Genomic DNA, 17,128 nt, shown 5'->3' with positions numbered 1-17,128 from the left:
CGCGCCCGCAGTCGCTAGCCCGGGCCACGCGCGCCGGGCGTCTCGAGACATGTCACACTGGGCACTTCGGATCCGAGCCGGTTGTCGCACCTGCTCACCCGTCCGCCTCGGCCTCCACAACTCCCAGCCTCATCCACAGGGCGCCACCCTGTGGTTGTCCACATCTGTGGATAATCGTGTGGAATTCGGATCGAGAGAACTGGGGAGGACGCGACGTGAACGACGAGCCGAACGCGCTGGCCGACGTGTGGCCGGACGTCGTCGCGGAGCTGACCGCCGACGGTGAGGGCCTCAGCAAGGGCCAGAAGGCGTGGCTCGCCCTGGTCAAGCCGATCACGCTGGCACAGGGATTCGCACTGCTGTCGGTTCCGTCCTCGTTCGCGCAGGAGGCCATCGAGCGGGATCTGCGCGAGCCGATCCTCCGTGCGCTCCACCGCACCCTCGGGCATCGCGTCGAAGGACTCGGCGTCCGCATCGAGCCGTCCGCGACCGTCGACGACCCCGCCGAGGACCCGTACGCCGTGCCGCGGGACACGCTGCCCCTCGAGGGTCTGCCGCCGGACCCCCGCTCGCCCGAGCCGCACTCGTTCGACACGCGGCCCATCGTCGCCGGCCCACTCGAGTCCCGCCCGCTCGAGTCCCGCCCGCGCGAGTCCGAGCGCCACGACATGGCACACCCCTTCCGGCGGCGCCGCCCCTCCTCCCTCGACCACGGCATGCTCGAGGTCGACACCGGGGAACTCGAGGAGGTCGACGACGACCGGGAGGCGATGACCGCGGTCCGGGAGTCGTGGCCGTCCTACTTCACGCAGCCGCCGCCCCCGGCCACCGCGTCCCCGACCGGCAGCAGCAGCCTCAACGCTAAGTACACGTTCGACACGTTCGTGATCGGAGCGTCCAACCGGTTCGCCCATGCGGCCGCGGTGGCGATCGCCGAGGCTCCCGCCCGCGCGTACAACCCGCTGTTCATCTGGGGCGCCTCCGGCCTGGGTAAGACGCACCTGCTGCACGCCGCCGGCCACTATGCGCAACGCCTGTTCCCGGGGATGCGGGTCAAGTACGTCTCCACCGAAGAGTTCACGAACGACTTCATCAACAGCCTGCGCGACGACCGCAAGGTGGCGTTCAAGCGCAGGTACCGCGAGACGGACATCCTCCTCGTCGACGACATCCAGTTCATCGAGGGCAAGGAAGGTATCCAGGAGGAGTTCTTCCACACCTTCAACACCCTGCACAACGCGAACAAGCAGATCGTGGTGTCGTCCGACCGTCCGCCGAAGCAGCTCGCGACGCTCGAGGAACGCCTGCGGACCCGGTTCGAGTGGGGCCTGATCACCGACGTCCAGCCGCCCGAACTCGAGACCCGCATCGCGATCCTCAGCAAGAAGGCGCGCATGGACCGGCTGGACGTACCCCACGACGTCCTCGAGTTGATCGCCAGCAGGATCGAGCGCAACATCCGGGAACTCGAGGGGGCGTTGATCCGGGTCACGGCCTTCGCGTCGCTCAATCGGCAGCCGCTGGACCTGACCCTGGCCGAGGTGGTGCTCCGCGACCTCATCCCGGACTCGACGGCTCTCGAGATCAACTCCGCCACCATCATGGCGGTGACAGCCGAGTACTTCGGTACCTCGATCGACGACCTGTGCGGGCCCGGCAAGGCCCGACCGCTGGCCCAGGCCCGGCAGATCGCGATGTATCTGTGCCGCGAGCTCACCGACCTGTCCCTGCCCAAGATCGGGCAGACCTTCGGCCGGGACCACACGACGGTCATGTACGCGGACAAGAAGATTCGCAAGGAGATGACCGAGCGACGGAAGGTCTACGACCAGGTCCAGGAGCTGACCGCACGCATCAAGCAACGCTCCAAGCGCTGAGCTCGCCGACTCGGCACACAGGGCCCGGACGATCGTGTCCGGGCCCTTCTTCGTGCCCGGAACCCGGCCAGAGGGCGGCTGCGGGCGTGATTCTCGAGACGATTCGACGGTGACTCACACCTGTGGACAACGGTGTGTACAACGTGGGATCTTTGTGGACGGACGGTGTACCGATGTTGAACACTCTCGAGCTGTCCACATCCGTCCTCGAGAATTCCTCGAGTTCATCCTCGAGAGTCCGGGTCTCGAGAAGCCCGCCCGACCAGCGTAGACGGTCGTCCGTCCACAGATTCCACAACCCCTATTACTACTTCTGTGTTTTTTCTCGAAGACTTCTCTTTCAAAACAGGGCTGTGGAGGACTCGAGTGCACAGGGTCTCGAGAGCCCTGTCCCCCTCGAGCCTCCGGCTTTCCAACTGATCGACGAGCGCATACCGTGGAGCGACGTCCCCGCTGCCGACGTCGGTGTCGGGGCCTTGTGCCAGACTTCGTTGAATCGATCGACAGCCAGGAACAGCGAAAGGATCCGCGGGGCGATGGAGCTTGGAAGCATGAAGTTTCGTGTCGCTCGCGAGGACTTTGCCGACTCCGTCGCGTGGGTTGCGCGCAGTCTTCCGTCGCGACCGCCGGTGCCGGTGCTCGGTGGCGTCCTCCTCGGCGCGGACGAGCAGGGACTGACCGTCTCCGGATTCGACTACGAGGTCTCCGCACAGGTCCACGTCTCCGCGGAGGTGATCACGTCCGGGCAGGTGCTCGTCTCGGGCCGCCTGCTCGCCGACATCACCCGTGCACTGCCCAACAAGCCCGTCGACGTGGTGCTCGACGGAACGCGAGTGCTCATCAACTGCGGCAGCGCGAAGTTCTCCCTGCCGACGATGCCGGTCGAGGACTACCCGCAGCTGCCCGAGTTGCCGCAGCAGACCGGTTCGCTGCCCGTCGAGATGTTCGCCGAGGCGATCAGCCAGGTCGCCGTCGCGGCCGGCAAGGACGACACCCTGCCGATGCTGACCGGCATCCGGGTCGAGATCGACGGCACCCACATGGTGCTCGCGGCCACCGACCGGTTCCGTCTCGCGGTCCGCAAGATCGAGTGGATGCCCACCGTCGAGGCGGCGAGCGCCGCCGTGCTCGTCCCGGCCAAGACGCTCTCCGAGTCGGCGAAAACCGTTGGCGGATCCTCCAACTCGCCCGTCCAGCTCGCGCTGGGGGCCGGCTCGTCGGTCGGCGCCGAGGGCCTGCTCGGTATCGTCGCGGACGGCCGGCGCACCACCACCCGCCTCCTCGACGCCGAGTTCCCCAAGTTCCGCCAGCTGCTGCCCACCGAGCACACCGCGATGGCCACCGTCGAGATCGCGCCGCTCGTGGACGCAATCAAGCGCGTCGCGCTCGTCGCCGAACGCGGGGCGCAGGTGCGCCTCGAATTCACCGAGGGCGGCCTGCTGTTGTCGGCCGGGGGCGACGACGCCGGCCGCGCGGAGGAGTCGCTCGCGGCGGAGTTCCAGGGCGAGCCGCTGATCATCGCGTTCAACCCCGGGTACCTGCTCGACGGCCTCGGCTCGCTGCACAGCGAGAAGGTGTCGTTCGGCTTCACCACGCCGAGCCGTCCCGCCGTGCTGCGACCGGCGCTCGACGAGGCGCCCGAGCCCGACGCCTCCGGCACGTTCGCCGCCCCGGACAGCGACTACACCTACCTGCTGATGCCGGTGCGCCTGCCGGGCTGACCCGGAGGGAGGAAACGGTCGGCCTGTGTACGTTCGCACCCTCTCGTTACGCGATTTCCGTTCCTGGGAAGCCGTTTCGCTCGATCTCGCGCCCGGACCGACGGTGTTCCTCGGCCGTAACGGACACGGCAAGACCAACCTGCTCGAGGCGCTCGGCTATCTGTCGACGCTGACCTCGCACCGGGTCTCGGGTGATGCCCCGCTGCTGCGGACCGGGACGTCGCGGGCCGTGGTGAGCGCCGTCGTCGTCAACGGCGGCCGGGAACTGGGCATCGACGTCGAGATCAACGAGGGCCGGCCCAACCGCGGCCGGATCAACCAGTCGCCGACGCGGCGCCCGCGGGAGATTCTCGGCATTGTGCGGACGGTGTTGTTCGCGCCGGAGGACCTGTCCCTGGTGCGGGGTGATCCGGGGGATCGGCGCCGGTTCCTCGACGAGCTCCTCGCCACCCGCATCCCGCGGATGAGCGGCGTGCGTGCCGACTACGACAAGGTGCTGCGACAGCGGTCGGCGTTGCTCAAGACGGCCGGAGGTGCGCTGCGCCGCGGCAGCCGGTCCGGCGATGGGTCCAACGCACTGGCGACGCTCGACGTGTGGGACGGTCATCTCGCGACGCACGGTTCCGAGCTGCTCGCGGCGCGCATCGCCCTGTTGCACGAACTCGCCCCCCACGTCGCCGAGGCATACCGGTCGATCGCCCCCGAGTCGCGGCCGGCGATGCTCCGTTACCGCAGCACGGTGGGCGAGGCGTTGCCGCCGGAGTTCGCCGACCCGGGCCGCACGCCGCGATCCGACGACCGGGACGTGATCGAGGACGCGTTCCTGACCCGGCTGGCGCAGGCGCGGACGAAGGAGATCGAGCGGGGCGTGTGCCTAGTGGGGCCCCACCGCGACGAGCTGGACCTGATTCTGGGTGACCAGCCGGCCAAGGGCTTCGCCAGCCACGGGGAGTCCTGGTCGTTTGCGCTGGCGCTGCGCCTGGGCGCGTTCTCGCTCCTGCGGGCCGACGGCACGGACCCGGTCCTCATGCTCGACGACGTGTTCGCCGAGCTGGATCGGCGGCGCCGCACCGCGCTCGCCGCCGTCGCGGCCTCGGCCGAGCAGGTCCTCGTCACCGCCGCGGTGCCGGAGGACGTGCCGGCGGAGCTGGCCGCGGTCCGGTTCGGGGTGCGGGCCGAGGACACCGACCGGGGCCGGCTCTCGGTGCTGACCCCGCTCGACGGCGGCGATCCCGCACCGCCGGATCTGGACGGAACCGTGGACGGAGCATTGCGATGAGCATCGAGAACCCGGACGAACAGCCGTCTCAACCGCCGTTGCGCGGGATCGACCTGGCCCGTCGCGCACTGGAGGAGGCCCGGGCGGCAGCGCAGGCGAGCGGCAAGTCGGTGGGGCAGGGACGCGCCTCGCGCGGGGCGCTGCGACCGCGGCGCCGCCGCCGCGGCTGGTCCGGTCCGGGACCCGACGAGCGGGATCCGCAGCCGCTGGGCGCGCTGACCAATGCGATCGCCAAGCAGCGGGGATGGACGGGACGCGTGTCGGAGGGCACCGTGCTCGGGAGTTGGGCGCGCGTGGTCGGCGACGACATCGCCTCGCACGCGACGCCGACGACGCTGCGCGACAAGGTGCTGCACGTCTCGGCTGAGTCGACCGCATGGGCGACCCAGCTGCGCATGATGCAGGCGCAGATCCTCGCGAAGATCGCCGCCGCGGTCGGGCACGGGGTGGTCGAGGAACTGCGGATCACGGGGCCGACGGCGCCGAGCTGGCGCAAGGGGGAGCGGCACGTCCGCGGCCGCGGCCCGCGGGACACGTACGGCTGAACCCGCCCTGGATTTATCTGTAACCCGATGTTACGTTGAAACGTGCCGGTTGTGCGCTGTCCCACACTCCGCATCGGGAGGTACGTCCATGTCCCCATCGCTCACCGAACCGGACCGGGTGCTGCTCCAGGCCCGCGACGTCGAGTTCGACTGGAGCGCCCTGCCCATGCACTGGGTGCCGGGCGATCCGTTCAGCACCCACGTGCTCAACGTCCTGCACCTGCTGCTGCCGGCGGGGGAGGAGTGGTTCGTCGAGACGTTCAAGGAGGCGCTGCCGCTCATCCGGGACGAACAACTGCGCGACGACGTCGTGGGATTCATCGGTCAGGAATCGGTGCACTCCAACGCCCACCAGGGAGTACTCGAGCAACTCGAGGCGAAGGGTCTCGACCCCACCCCGTTCACGGACCAGATGCGGTGGTTGTTCGGACGGCTGCTCGGCCGGCGGCCGCTCACGGGACTGCGGGCGGAGAACTACCTCGTCGAACGGCTCGCCCTCATTGCCGCCGTCGAACACGTCACCGCGTTCCTGGGTGACTGGGTCCTCAACGCGAAGGGTCTCGACGCGGCGGGCACCGATCCGACCATGCTCGACCTGTTGCGCTGGCACGGTGCCGAGGAGGTCGAGCATCGCAGCGTCGCCTACGACGTGATGCGCTACTTCGACCCCGGGGAGGCGCGCCGGATCCGCACGCAGCTCATCGTCACCCCGGTCCTCGTGTGGCTGTGGATCCGCGGTGCCCGCTTCCTGATGGCTCACGACCCCGCACTGGCGGGTGCGCCCGGACATGCTCGCGCACCTCATCTTTCGGACTGGTCCGCGGCCAGTCGACGCGGTACGCTGCCCGGGCCCGTGGACCTCGGCCGGCGCATGTCGCGGTACTTCCGCCGCTCGTACCACCCCAGCCAGGAGGGTTCGACCGCCCAGGCGGTCCGCTACCTGGCGTCCTCGCCCGCGGCCCGGGCGGCGGCCCGATGACCGGACTGCTGTCGCGGCACGGTCGCCCGTCGGACCTGCGGGGCCGGAACCGCCCCGACCGGGCGATGGGCGTGCTCGGATCCGTCGTGGACAGATACCTCAGCCTCGTCACGACGCTCGACTACACCGGTGCCGTCGGAGCCGCCGACGCCGATCGGCAGGTGGATCTGCTTGTGGCGGAGAGGGCTCCCGCGACGGCCGACGGCGACGTGGTGCGGTTGACGCTGCGCGCCCCGGACGGCGCCGAGTTGCCGGCACGCCCATCTCGACTTCCATCTGCCGTCGGGGCGGCGGCGACAGTACTCGCTGTGCGGGGATCACGAGGACCGCGGCCGATACACCGTCGCGGTCCGCCGGATCCCCGGCGGTGGGGGCGGCTCACTCGAGATGCACGCTCTCGAACCGGGTGACCTCGTGGCCGTGCGCGGTCCGCGCAACGGGTTTCCCTTCGTCGCCGAGGGCCCGGCCCTGTTCGTCGCCGGCGGGATCGGCATCACCCCCGTCCTGGCGATGGCCCGCGCCGCACACCGCGCCGGGATGGACTGGCGGCTCGTCTACACCGGCCGGACCCGGTCCGCGATGCCGTTCCTCGACGAGATCGGGACATGGGACCCGTCAAGGGTTTTCGTGCGGCCGGACGACGAGTTCGGCACGCCGACGGGAGCCGAACTGCTCGCCGGTGCTCCCGCCGGCGGCGCCGTCTACTGTTGCGGGCCCACCCCGATGCTGGACGCCGTGCGCGCCGGCATCGACGCCACCCCGGCGTCGGCCCTGCACTTCGAGCGGTTCGGCGCCCCGCCCGTGGTCGCCGGCCGGCCGTTCGAGGTCCAATTGGCAAGCACCGGAGAGGTACTCGACGTTCCGGCCGACGAATCGGCGCTCGAGATCATCCGCCGGCGCCTGCCCGGCATCGGCTACTCGTGCCGCCAGGGTTTCTGCGGAACCTGCCGGGTGCGGGTCCTGTCCGGCACCCCCGACCACCGCGAGAACCGGCTCACCCCCGAGGAACGTCGCGAGGAGATGCTCGTCTGCGTCTCGCGCGCCGACGGTGGCCGGCTCGTACTCGATCTCTGAGGAGAACGCATGACCACTCGCACCGTCACGAACGGAAACGTCCGGCTCCACGTCGTCGAGGAGGGCAACCCGGCGGGGCCGACGCTGGTGCTGGTCCACGGCTGGCCCGACACCCACGCCCTGTGGGACCGCGTGGTACCCGAGCTGGCCCGCGACTTCCGGATCGTCCGGTTCGACAACCGCGGCGCCGGTGTCTCGACCGTGCCGCGCGACGTCGCGGACTACCGGCTCGAGCTGCTCGCCGCGGACCTGTTCGCGGTGCTCGACGCGGTGAGCCCGGGCGTGCCCGTGCACCTGCTCGGGCACGACTGGGGAGCGGTGCTGTGCTGGGAGGCCGTGTGCGAACCCGGGGCGGCCGAGCGGATCGCGTCCTACACCTCGGTGTCCGGGCCGAACCTCGACCATCTCGCTTCGTGGATGCGCCGCCGGCTGCGGGATCGGCGCCCGCTCGGCCCGCTCGAGCAGGCTGTGGCGTCGGCCTACACGGTGCTGTTCCAGACTCCCGGCCTGCCCGTGCCGGCCCTCCGGTGGTGGTTCTCGCGGCACTGGCCCGGATTCGTCGGATTCTTCGACCGCTCCGATCCGGCCCTGATCGGGCCGGTCGCGCCCACGCTGGCCGACGACATGGTGCACGGGCTGAAGCTGTACCGGGCGAACCTGCGCCGGCGCCTGCGTGCGCCGCGCGAGCGGCGCACCGACGTGCCCGTGCAGCTGATCCAGGGGCTGCGGGACCGGGCGGTGCGGCCGGTCGGGTACGAGGACACCGAGAAGTGGGTGACCGATCTGCGCCGGGAACCGCTCGACGCCGGACACTGGTCGCCCCGCTCGCATGCCTCGGAGCTCGCGGCCGCCACCGCGCGCTTCGTGCGCGACGTCGAAGCGCGGCACACTGTCCGAACTCCCGCGCTCTAGCGATTCACCTTCCCGCCCCCGCGACGCCGCGCCTGCGGGCCGGTGAGCGGCGTCGACGGCCCGTTCTGTGTCGGACGGGGCAAGTACGGTTCCGGGCAGTAGGATGAATCCGAATGCGCGCGTGTGCGCGAGGCCCAGGCGGAAGAAGGAGAGCTACCAACCCGTGGCTGCCCAGAAGTCGAACAAGAGCAACAGTGACTACGGTGCTTCCTCCATCACCGTCCTCGAGGGGCTCGAGGCGGTGCGCAAGCGCCCCGGCATGTACATCGGATCCACCGGTGAGCGCGGTCTGCACCACCTGATCTGGGAGGTCGTCGACAACTCGGTCGACGAGGCGATGGCCGGCCACGCGACCAAGGTCGAGGTGACCCTCCTCGAGGACGGCGGCGTGCAGGTCGTCGACGACGGCCGCGGTATCCCCGTCGGGATGCACGCCTCCGGCGTCCCGACCGTCGAGGTCGTGCTGACGCAGCTGCACGCGGGCGGCAAGTTCGACTCCGACGCCTACGCGGTGTCCGGCGGTCTGCACGGCGTCGGCATCTCGGTGGTCAACGCGCTGTCCACCAAACTCGAGGTCGAGATCGACCGCGACGGGTACCACTGGGAGCAGACCTACCAGTCCTCCAAGCCGGGGACGCTGGTCAAGGGTGAGCCCACCCGGGCCACCGGCACCACCGTCCGGTTCTGGGCGGACCCGGACATCTTCGAAACCACGACCTACAACTTCGAGACGGTCGCGCGGCGACTGCAGGAGATGGCCTTCCTCAACAAGGGCCTGACGATCACGCTGACCGATGAGCGTGTCGCGCCGGAGGAGGTCACGGACGAGGTCGTCAGCGAGCTCGCCGAGGCACCGAAGAAGGCCGAGGAGCAGGAACAGGCCGAGATCGAGCAGCAGCACAAGGTCAAGGTCCGCGTCTATCACTACCCGGGCGGCCTCGAGGACTATGTGCGGCACATCAACCGCACCAAGCAGCCGATCCACAACTCGGTCGTCGGTTTCACCGCGAAGGGCACCGGCCACGAACTCGAGGTCGCGATGCAGTGGAACTCGGGCTACTCCGAGTCGGTCCACACCTTCGCCAACACGATCAACACCCACGAGGGCGGCACCCACGAGGAGGGCTTCCGTGCGGCGCTGACCTCGGTGGTCAACAAGTACGCGAAGGACAAGAAGCTCCTCAAGGACAAGGATCCGAACCTCACCGGCGACGACATCCGTGAGGGTCTGGCCGCGATCATCTCGGTCAAGGTCGGCGAACCGCAGTTCGAGGGTCAGACCAAGACCAAGCTCGGCAACACCGAGGTCAAGTCGTTCGTGCAGAAGGCCTGCAACGAGCACCTGTCGCACTGGCTCGAGGCCAACCCGGCCGACGCGAAGACCATTGTGACGAAGGCAGTCTCGTCCGCCCAGGCCCGCGTCGCCGCTCGTAAGGCCCGCGAGCTGGTCCGGCGCAAGTCCGCCACCGACCTCGGGGGCCTGCCCGGCAAGCTGGCGGACTGCCGCTCCAACGATCCGAGCAAGTCCGAGATCTACATCGTCGAGGGCGACTCGGCCGGCGGCTCCGCCAAGTCGGGCCGCGATTCGATGTATCAGGCGATCCTGCCGCTGCGCGGCAAGATCATCAACGTCGAGAAGGCGCGCATCGACAGGGTCCTCAAGAACAACGAGGTCCAGGCGATCATCACCGCCTTCGGTACCGGTATCCACGACGAGTTCGACATCTCGAAGTTGCGCTATCACAAGATCGTGTTGATGGCCGATGCCGACGTGGACGGCCAGCACATCGCGACCCTGCTGCTGACGCTGCTGTTCCGATTCATGCGCCCGCTGGTCGAGCACGGGCACGTCTACCTGGCGCAGCCCCCGCTGTACAAGCTCAAGTGGCAGCGTTCCGAGCCGGAGTTCGCGTACTCCGACCGGGAGCGCGACGGCCTGCTCGAGCGTGGCCTCGCGTCCGGCAAGAAGATCAACAAGGACGACGGCATCCAGCGGTACAAGGGCCTCGGCGAGATGAATGCCAAGGAACTGTGGGAGACCACCATGGACCCGAGCGTGCGCGTGCTCCGTCAGGTCACGCTCGACGACGCGGCGGCCGCCGACGAACTGTTCAGCGTGCTGATGGGTGAGGACGTGGAGGCACGTCGCAGTTTCATCACCCGTAACGCGAAGGACGTCCGCTTCCTGGACGTCTGACCGGGTCTCGCGGGCGCGGAAGGGCGGCGAAAGCGGTGGTGTGACGAGGTTCACACGAACGCTTTCGCCGCCCTTCGGCGCGTCGGCCGCCCGTTCCGGGGCCGCGAATGTTACTGGTCGGTAGAGTTTTCGGCGCGTCGACCGCTTCGAGACACGACTGCCGCCGGTTCGGGGAGTGATCGTGCTCCTTTCGTGATCCGCACTCGGGCGGATATGGTGCGTGCACTCAGGAACGTCTCTTCCGACCACTCCACCCGCAGACGCACCTCCTCGACGCCGAGCGGTGTGGCGCGGGTGTGGGTCGGCGGCGGAAACCGGGTGGAAAGTGAGCTGGAAAGATGAGTGACGAATCGCCACCTCGGCAGCGGTGGTGGAACATCGAAGGGTGGGGCCTTCGCTGGAAGGTGACCGCCGTTCTCGCCGTTCCCGTGACCGTGGCCATGGTCCTGGGCGGACTGCGCGTGCAGCAGGAGCTCTCCAACGCGGTCCACTTCTCGTCCGCTGCCGACCAGGTGGCCGTCGTGCCCGACCTCGTCGATTTCGGTACCGCCTTCGGTACCGCCTCCGCGACGCTGGCTGCCGGGACCGGCGTCACGAACGAGATCGAGAATCTCGACGCGACGCTCGAACGCGTCCGGGCGGTGTCCCGGAATCCGGAGCTGGATCCGGTCATCGCCGCGGACCTCACCCGCACGGTGGCCGCCGCCGAGTCGTTGCGAGACCGCATCGCGGCCGGGGACATCCCGCTGCCCGAGCTCAACGAGCAGACCAACACCATCCGTAAGGATCTGATCCGCATCGTCGAAGCCATCGTCGAGCCGATCGAGGATCCGTCCGTGCTCGCCGAGGGCACCCGCCTCGTCGATGCCTGGGCGTCCCAGCGTTACCTCTTCGACCAGGTGATGGGCATCGTGGCGATCCTGCGGGACCCCGACCAGCCCGGTACCACGCTGGTGTCCGCGTCCGGATCCGAGCTGGCCATGCTCGAGACGCTCGCCCGGTCGTACCCGGCGTCCGATGCGCAGATCCAGGAGCTGCGCAGCGGCGTCGCCGAGCGCACCGCGATGATCGACGCCGCGGGCGCCGGCCCCCTGCCCATCCTGAACCTGCGTGCGTCGCTGCTGGAGAGTGTCGAGGTCTACGGCACCCTCATCGACGAAGCATCCGACGCGATCAGCAGCACCGTTCTCACCCGCGCCTCCGACACCCGCTCCGCCGCTCTGCGTGACACCGCGATCGTGCTCGGCGCCCTGCTCGCCGCCCTGGTCCTGGCGCTCCTGGTGTCGCGGTCGCTCGTCGGCCCGATCCGGCGCCTGCGTTACGGCGCGCTCAAGGTCGCCCGGCAGGAACTCCCCGACGCGATCGACCGCATCAAGGTGGGCGACAACGTCGAGGACATCGAGTTCACCCGGGTCCCGGTGCACACGACCGAGGAGATCGGCCAGCTCGCCCGCGCCGTCGACGACATGCACGGGCAGGCTCTGCGCCTCGCCGGCGAGCAGGCCCACCTCCGCCTGCAGATCAACGACATGTTCGAAACCCTCGCCCGGCGCAGCAAGTCGCTCGTCGAGCAGCAGCTCGGCCTCATCGAACGGCTCGAGTACGAGGAGAAGGATCCGGCCCGGCTCGAGAGCCTGTTCCGGCTCGACCACCTGGCGGCGCGCATGCGCCGTAACGGTGACAACCTGCTGATTCTCTCCGGAACCCGGATGCGGCGCGGTCATTCCGCACCCGTGCAGCTCGGTGACATCCTCCGTGCCGCGATGTCCGAGGTCGAGGACTACCAGCGGGTCCAGATCGGCTCGACGCCCGAAGGCGCCCTCAGCGGTACGGTCGCCACGGACATCGTGCATCTGCTCGCCGAGCTCGTCGACAACTCGCTGCGGGCGTCGCCGCCGGACAGCACCGTGACGTTCAGCTTCGCGCGCGCCGTCGACGGTGGTCTGCTCGTCGAGATCGCCGACCGCGGTATCGGTATCCCGGCCGAGGAACTCGACGCGATCAACGAGCGTCTCGCTCTCGGCGGCGAGGTCGGTCCCGACACCGCCCGTCACATGGGTCTGTTCGTGGTCTCGCGCCTCGCGGCCCGACACGGCCTCACCGTGCGGCTGCGCCCGACGTTCGACACCGCGCGCAACCCGGGCATCACCGCCAGCGTCCACATTCCCGACGTGCTCCTCGTCTCGCCGCTCGCCCTGTCGCAGACCGGGCCGCAGCCGCGCACGGGGGAGGACGGCCGTCCGGCCGAGACCCTCGCGCCGCGGCCACCCCGCGATGTCACAGTCCCGGCCGCGCCGGAACGCGCTCCTGCGCCGGCATCGGCACTGCCGCAGCGGGAGCCGGCATCCGCACTGCCGCAGCGGGAGCCGGGATCCGGACTGCCGCAGCGACAGGCGGCACCCGTGGCCGCGGAGTCGGCCGCAGGTCTGCCACAGCGTCAGCCCGGTGCCACTCCGGGGCTGCCGCAGCGCCGGCCCGGCTCCACTCCCGGTCTGCCGCAGCGTCAGCCCGGTGCCGCACCGGAGCGCCAGCCCACGCCGCTGGCCGACCTGCCCCGGCGTCAACCCGGTCCGACACCGGTCCTGCCGTCGCGTCGCACGGAGACGGTCTCGTCCGCTCCTGCTCCCGCCCCGGCGGCGCCCCGGTCCCCGGGTAGCGGTCTGCCGCAGCGCCGGCCGGGCGCCACGCCGGGTATCTCGCCCCAGCCGGCGGCCGCACCGAACAACGGTGCGCCGGGTAACGGTCTGCCGCAGCGCCGGCCGGGGAGCACCCCCGGTCTGCCGATACCGCCGGCCGCATCGGAATCCGCGCTTGCGCAACGCAATTCCGAACCGTCCGCAACTCGGGACGAAGCGGCCGACGGACAACCGGGTCGCGCCTCCCGGCATCGGTACCGGACGAACCCGGCCAAGACGGCGTCGTTCTTCCAGCCGCGTCCCGATGTCGACACCTTGCGTCCGCATCCCGGTGCCGGCACGCCGATCTTCGCCGACATGATGTCGAGCTGGCTCGTCGATCCGACGAGTCAGCCCGAAGACCGCCGTCCGGAGTGGAACTCACGGGCGGATGCCGGGTGGAGGGCCGCCCAGGAGGCTGCGCAGGCTCCGGTGGAGCAACTCACCACCGCGGGTCTCCCGCGGCGTGCACCCGGTCATAGGCTGGTGCCCGGTGCGGTCGCCTCGCCGGCGACCGGATCCGTGCCGGCTGTCCGGCGGCGCGACCCGGAGGCCATCCGGGCCAACCTGAGCCGTCACCAGCAAGGGGTTCGCAACGGGCGGGCCTCCGCGCACGCGTCCACCCAGACCGACGAACAGGGAGTTCGATGAACATTGACCATGGATCCGACGTGACTCGTCCTCTGGACTGGTTGGTGTCGAACTTCGCGCGCGAGGTTCCCGGCGTCTCCCACGCCGTGCTCGTGTCCGCGGACGGCCTCCTGATGGCGGCCAGCGCACACCTGCCCGTCGACCGTGCCGAGCAGCTCGCTGCCGTCACGTCCGGACTCGCCAGCCTGTCCAACGGTGTGTCCCAGCTCTTCGAGGGCGGCGGAGTGCTCCAGTCCGTCGTCGAGATGCAGCACGGCTACCTGCTGCTGATGAGCGTGGGCGACGGCTCGCACCTGGCGGCGCTGACCGCCTCGGAGTGCGACATCGGGCAGGTCGGTTACGAGATGGCACTCCTGGTCGATCGTGTGGGGGCATCGGTCGAGGCCACTCCGCGCATCGGTCTGGGGTCCTGACGTCGAGGTGGCCATGGAAGAACGCAAGGCGGAGTCGCCGCCGGCCCAGCCCAGTCTGGTCCGGCCGTACTCACTGACCTCGGGGCGGACCAGCCCCGCGGTCGAGCTGGCGTTGGAGGCACTGATCCAGGTCCTCCCGGGCACGGACGACCGTGCCCGGGACCTGGACAACATCAACGCCACGATCGTGGCGTTGTGCAGGGAGTCCCCGTCGGTCGCCGAGATCGCGGCGCGGGTGGGTGTGCCGATCGGGGTGGCGCGCGTACTCGTGGCGGATCTCGTCGAAGCCGGGCATGTACGGATCCTGGCCACCCTGAAAGACGATTCGAGCGACGCGGAGCGTCGTGAGCTGATTGAAAGGGTCCTCAGTGGACTTCGCGAACTCTAACTCCCCGAAGCGGGTGACCTCGACGAAGATCGTGATCGCCGGGGGCTTCGGCGTCGGCAAGACCACGTTGGTGGGGGCGGTCTCGGAGATCGTTCCGCTGCGCACGGAAGCGTTGGTCACCAACGCCAGTGACGGCGTCGACAACCTGAGCGCGACACCGCAGAAGGCCACCACGACCGTCGCGATGGACTTCGGCCGGATCAGCCTCGCCGAGGATCTCGTGCTGTACCTGTTCGGCACGCCGGGTCAGCACCGGTTCTGGTTCATGTGGGACGACCTGATCCGAGGTGCGATCGGGGCCATCGTGCTCATCGACACCCGGCGTCTGGACGAGAGCTTCGCGGCGGTCGACTTCTTCGAGGCCCGGAACCTGCCGTTCATCGTCGCGATCAACGAGTTCGACGACGCCCCGCGCTACCCGACCGAGGACATTCGTCAGGCCCTCGCGGTGTCGGCGGACGTGCCGATCGTCTCGATCGACGCGCGCGATCGCGAGTCCGCCAAGTCGGCACTCGTGACGGTGACCGAGTACGCGCTGCGCAAGCTGCACCAGCCGGTAGCGCCCTGATGGACACACACGTGCACTTGTTCGGCATGGGCACGTGGGTGCTCGTCCTGGCGTACGTGACGGCGGCGATCGGGTTGCTCGTGGGGCTGGCCAGTGCCCGCAAGTCGTTGACGGCCGGTTCCGAACGGTCACGGTTGTACTGGCTGATGCGGGCTGCGCTCTCGACCGGTGGCGTCGGGGTGTGGCTGGCGCACTTCCTGCCGATGGCCGGTTTCACGGTGGACGGCAGCATCATTCGATACGACCTGCCCGGCATCGTCTTCTCGATGGCGGTGGCGCTGGTATCCGCGTTCGTCGCCATGGTGGTCGTGCAGCCGAAGCGGGTGTCGCGCCGTGTCCGGCCGTCGCGCGGTGCCGCGCCGGTACGGCTGCTGGGCGGATCGCTGGTCCTCGGTGCCGGGATCGCCGGCGTGCACTACTCGATCATGTGGGCGATGGAACTGCAGGGCACCGTCGCATACGACACGACCTATGTGGCGGCCTCAGTCGTGGCGGCGTGGCTCACCGCGGTGATGGTCCTGTGGCTGGTGACGGTCGCCGACCGCCGGTGGATGCGGATCGTCGGCAGCATCGTCGCCGGCGCGGCGGTGATCGGCGTGCACTTCCTCGCGATGGCGGCGGTGCGGGTGACGGTGGATCCGTCGACGGCGGCGCCTTCGGGCGTCGAGGTGTTCGCCGTGCTCTTCCCGGTGTTCGTGCTCGGCATGCTGATCCTGACGGTGCCGATCATGGCGTTGCTCATGGCTCCCGATCGGGTGGCGGCGGCCCTCGAGGCCGAGGCCGAGGCGTGGGCCCGGGAACACCGTCCGGTCGACCCGCGCAGTCCGCTCGCCTGATCGGACGGGGGCGGGACCGGGACCCTCCCGAATTACATCGATGCGATACGCTCCGATCGCTGTCGAGGGGGGCGGAGTCGCAGCCCGTATCGATTCGGTGAGGCGCGCCACCACGAGCACGGACCGCTTCGCGCGCCGTGCTCGGAAGGTCACGATGTCCCACGAAATGCACCACTTCTCCATGGGGATGTGGGTGTTCTTCCTCGCCTATGCCACCTCCGTCGTCGGATCGTTCGTCGGTCTCTCCTGCGCCCGTCAGTCGCTGACCGCGCCCACCGACCGCGGCCATCGCCGCTGGATGGCCATGGCCGCCCTGTCGGTGGGCGGTGTGGCCGTCTGGCTCATGCACTTCATCGGGATGATGGGCTTCGACATTCCCGGTACCGCAGTTCGGTACGCCCTGGGGCCGACGGTCTTCTCCGTCGCGCTGTCGGTGGCCGCCACCTGGTTCGGGCTCTGGCTCGTCAGCTCCCGTGCCGCGTGGGTGAACCGCGTGCCGTCCTTCGCCCGCCTGCTCGTCGGCGGCCTCGGGATGGGACTCGCGGTCAGCCTCATGCACTACAGCGGCATGTGGGCCATCCGGATCCAGGGCTCGCTCGAGCACGACCCGAGCTTCGTCGTCGCCTCGGTGGCCATCGGTGTCGTCGCGGCCACGGTCGCCCTGTGGCTCGCGCAGACCGCGGATCGATGGGTGCTCCGCGTCCCGGCCGCCCTGCTCATGGGCTGCGCGGTCGTCGCACTGCACTACACCGGCATGGCCGGCGTGCGCGTCGAGGTCGATCCGACCGTCCCGCTGCCGTCGGGCCGGACCGTCACCGCACTGCTGTTCCCCTCCTTCGTGCTCGGCATCGCCGTTCTCGCCGTGCCGATCGCCGCGCTGCTGCTCGCCCCCAGCCGGGGTGACATGGCACTGGAGGAGGAGTTCGCCCGCTGGGCCACCGACGACGACGCCTCCGTTCCGGGGCGCTCGTGAAGGAAATTTCGGACGCCGGGACGGACCGGCCGAGCGGAAT

At 69.6% G+C, this 17,128-nt stretch carries 13 protein-coding genes and 1 pseudogene; all 14 read left to right on the top strand.

Going from position 1 to position 17,128, the window contains the following annotated elements; translation table 11 throughout:
* Positions 1–215 precede the first annotated feature (215 nt).
* Entirely contained in the window at positions 216–1,877 is a 1,662-nt protein-coding gene (gene dnaA, locus RR3_RS15620; RefSeq protein WP_017681018.1) for a chromosomal replication initiator protein DnaA, read from the top strand.
* A gap of 536 nt (positions 1,878–2,413) precedes the next feature.
* Positions 2,414–3,598, top strand: coding sequence for a DNA polymerase III subunit beta (dnaN, locus tag RR3_RS15615; RefSeq protein WP_010595441.1), 1,185 nt, complete (start codon positions 2,414–2,416; stop codon positions 3,596–3,598).
* A 25-nt stretch (positions 3,599–3,623) separates the two neighbouring features.
* Positions 3,624–4,877, top strand: a complete 1,254-nt coding sequence (gene recF / locus RR3_RS15610; protein WP_040273103.1) for a DNA replication/repair protein RecF — start codon at positions 3,624–3,626, stop codon at positions 4,875–4,877.
* On the top strand, positions 4,874–5,422 hold the full coding sequence (locus RR3_RS15605; RefSeq protein WP_010595443.1) for a DUF721 family protein: 549 nt from the start codon (positions 4,874–4,876) through the stop codon (positions 5,420–5,422). The genes recF and RR3_RS15605 overlap by 4 nt, the downstream gene beginning before the upstream one ends.
* Before the next feature lie 88 nt (positions 5,423–5,510).
* Positions 5,511–6,401: a metal-dependent hydrolase gene (locus RR3_RS15600; RefSeq protein ID WP_010595444.1), complete on the top strand. Its 891-nt coding sequence runs from the start codon at positions 5,511–5,513 to the stop codon at positions 6,399–6,401.
* Positions 6,398–7,475, top strand: a pseudogene (locus RR3_RS15595) (PDR/VanB family oxidoreductase). Before RR3_RS15600 ends, RR3_RS15595 begins: the two are co-directional and overlap by 4 nt.
* 9 nt (positions 7,476–7,484) lie before the next feature.
* Positions 7,485–8,387, top strand: coding sequence for an alpha/beta fold hydrolase (locus RR3_RS15590; RefSeq protein ID WP_040273107.1), 903 nt, complete (start codon positions 7,485–7,487; stop codon positions 8,385–8,387).
* Between the two features lie 163 nt (positions 8,388–8,550).
* Positions 8,551–10,584 carry a DNA topoisomerase (ATP-hydrolyzing) subunit B gene (gyrB, locus tag RR3_RS15585; protein ID WP_010595447.1) on the top strand — a complete coding sequence of 678 codons (2,034 nt, stop codon included), beginning with the start codon at positions 8,551–8,553 and terminating at the stop codon, positions 10,582–10,584.
* Between the two features lie 338 nt (positions 10,585–10,922).
* Positions 10,923–13,910 carry a sensor histidine kinase gene (locus tag RR3_RS15580; protein ID WP_199915382.1) on the top strand — a complete coding sequence of 996 codons (2,988 nt, stop codon included), beginning with the start codon at positions 10,923–10,925 and terminating at the stop codon, positions 13,908–13,910.
* Positions 13,907–14,323 carry a roadblock/LC7 domain-containing protein gene (locus tag RR3_RS15575; protein WP_003936637.1) on the top strand — a complete coding sequence of 139 codons (417 nt, stop codon included), beginning with the start codon at positions 13,907–13,909 and terminating at the stop codon, positions 14,321–14,323. Before RR3_RS15580 ends, RR3_RS15575 begins: the two co-directional genes overlap by 4 nt.
* Positions 14,324–14,336: 13 nt before the next feature.
* Complete coding sequence (locus RR3_RS15570; RefSeq protein WP_003936636.1) at positions 14,337–14,711, top strand: DUF742 domain-containing protein; 375 nt, start codon at positions 14,337–14,339, stop codon at positions 14,709–14,711.
* Positions 14,712–14,724: 13 nt separating this feature from the next.
* Positions 14,725–15,279: a GTP-binding protein gene (locus RR3_RS15565; RefSeq protein ID WP_003936635.1), complete on the top strand. Its 555-nt coding sequence runs from the start codon at positions 14,725–14,727 to the stop codon at positions 15,277–15,279.
* The gene (locus RR3_RS15560; RefSeq protein WP_064066403.1) at positions 15,279–16,115 is read left to right on the top strand and encodes an MHYT domain-containing protein; all 837 of its coding nucleotides are present in this window, start codon (positions 15,279–15,281) and stop codon (positions 16,113–16,115) included. The genes RR3_RS15565 and RR3_RS15560 overlap by 1 nt, the downstream gene beginning before the upstream one ends.
* Before the next feature lie 40 nt (positions 16,116–16,155).
* Positions 16,156–17,088: an MHYT domain-containing protein gene (locus RR3_RS15555; protein ID WP_017681012.1), complete on the top strand. Its 933-nt coding sequence runs from the start codon at positions 16,156–16,158 to the stop codon at positions 17,086–17,088.
* Positions 17,089–17,128: the final 40 nt, after the last annotated feature.

Origin of the sequence: Rhodococcus ruber NBRC 15591 (genome assembly GCF_001894945.1) — a bacterium.
In the GTDB taxonomy this organism is placed as follows: domain Bacteria; phylum Actinomycetota; class Actinomycetes; order Mycobacteriales; family Mycobacteriaceae; genus Rhodococcus; species Rhodococcus ruber.
This window is presented reverse-complemented; position numbering and strand designations above follow the sequence as displayed.

Bases quoted from the DNA above. Each gene is read 5' to 3' on its own strand.
- dnaN (WP_010595441.1), top strand. From the start codon at position 2,414: ATGGAGCTTGGAAGCATGAAGTTTCGTGTCGCTCGCGAGGACTTTGCC.
- RR3_RS15605 (WP_010595443.1), top strand. From the start codon at position 4,874: ATGAGCATCGAGAACCCGGACGAACAGCCGTCTCAACCGCCGTTGCGC.
- RR3_RS15600 (WP_010595444.1), top strand. From the start codon at position 5,511: ATGTCCCCATCGCTCACCGAACCGGACCGGGTGCTGCTCCAGGCCCGC.
- RR3_RS15590 (WP_040273107.1), top strand. From the start codon at position 7,485: ATGACCACTCGCACCGTCACGAACGGAAACGTCCGGCTCCACGTCGTC.
- RR3_RS15580 (WP_199915382.1), top strand. From the start codon at position 10,923: ATGAGTGACGAATCGCCACCTCGGCAGCGGTGGTGGAACATCGAAGGG.
- RR3_RS15575 (WP_003936637.1), top strand. From the start codon at position 13,907: ATGAACATTGACCATGGATCCGACGTGACTCGTCCTCTGGACTGGTTG.
- RR3_RS15570 (WP_003936636.1), top strand. From the start codon at position 14,337: ATGGAAGAACGCAAGGCGGAGTCGCCGCCGGCCCAGCCCAGTCTGGTC.
- RR3_RS15560 (WP_064066403.1), top strand. From the start codon at position 15,279: ATGGACACACACGTGCACTTGTTCGGCATGGGCACGTGGGTGCTCGTC.
- RR3_RS15555 (WP_017681012.1), top strand. From the start codon at position 16,156: ATGCGATACGCTCCGATCGCTGTCGAGGGGGGCGGAGTCGCAGCCCGT.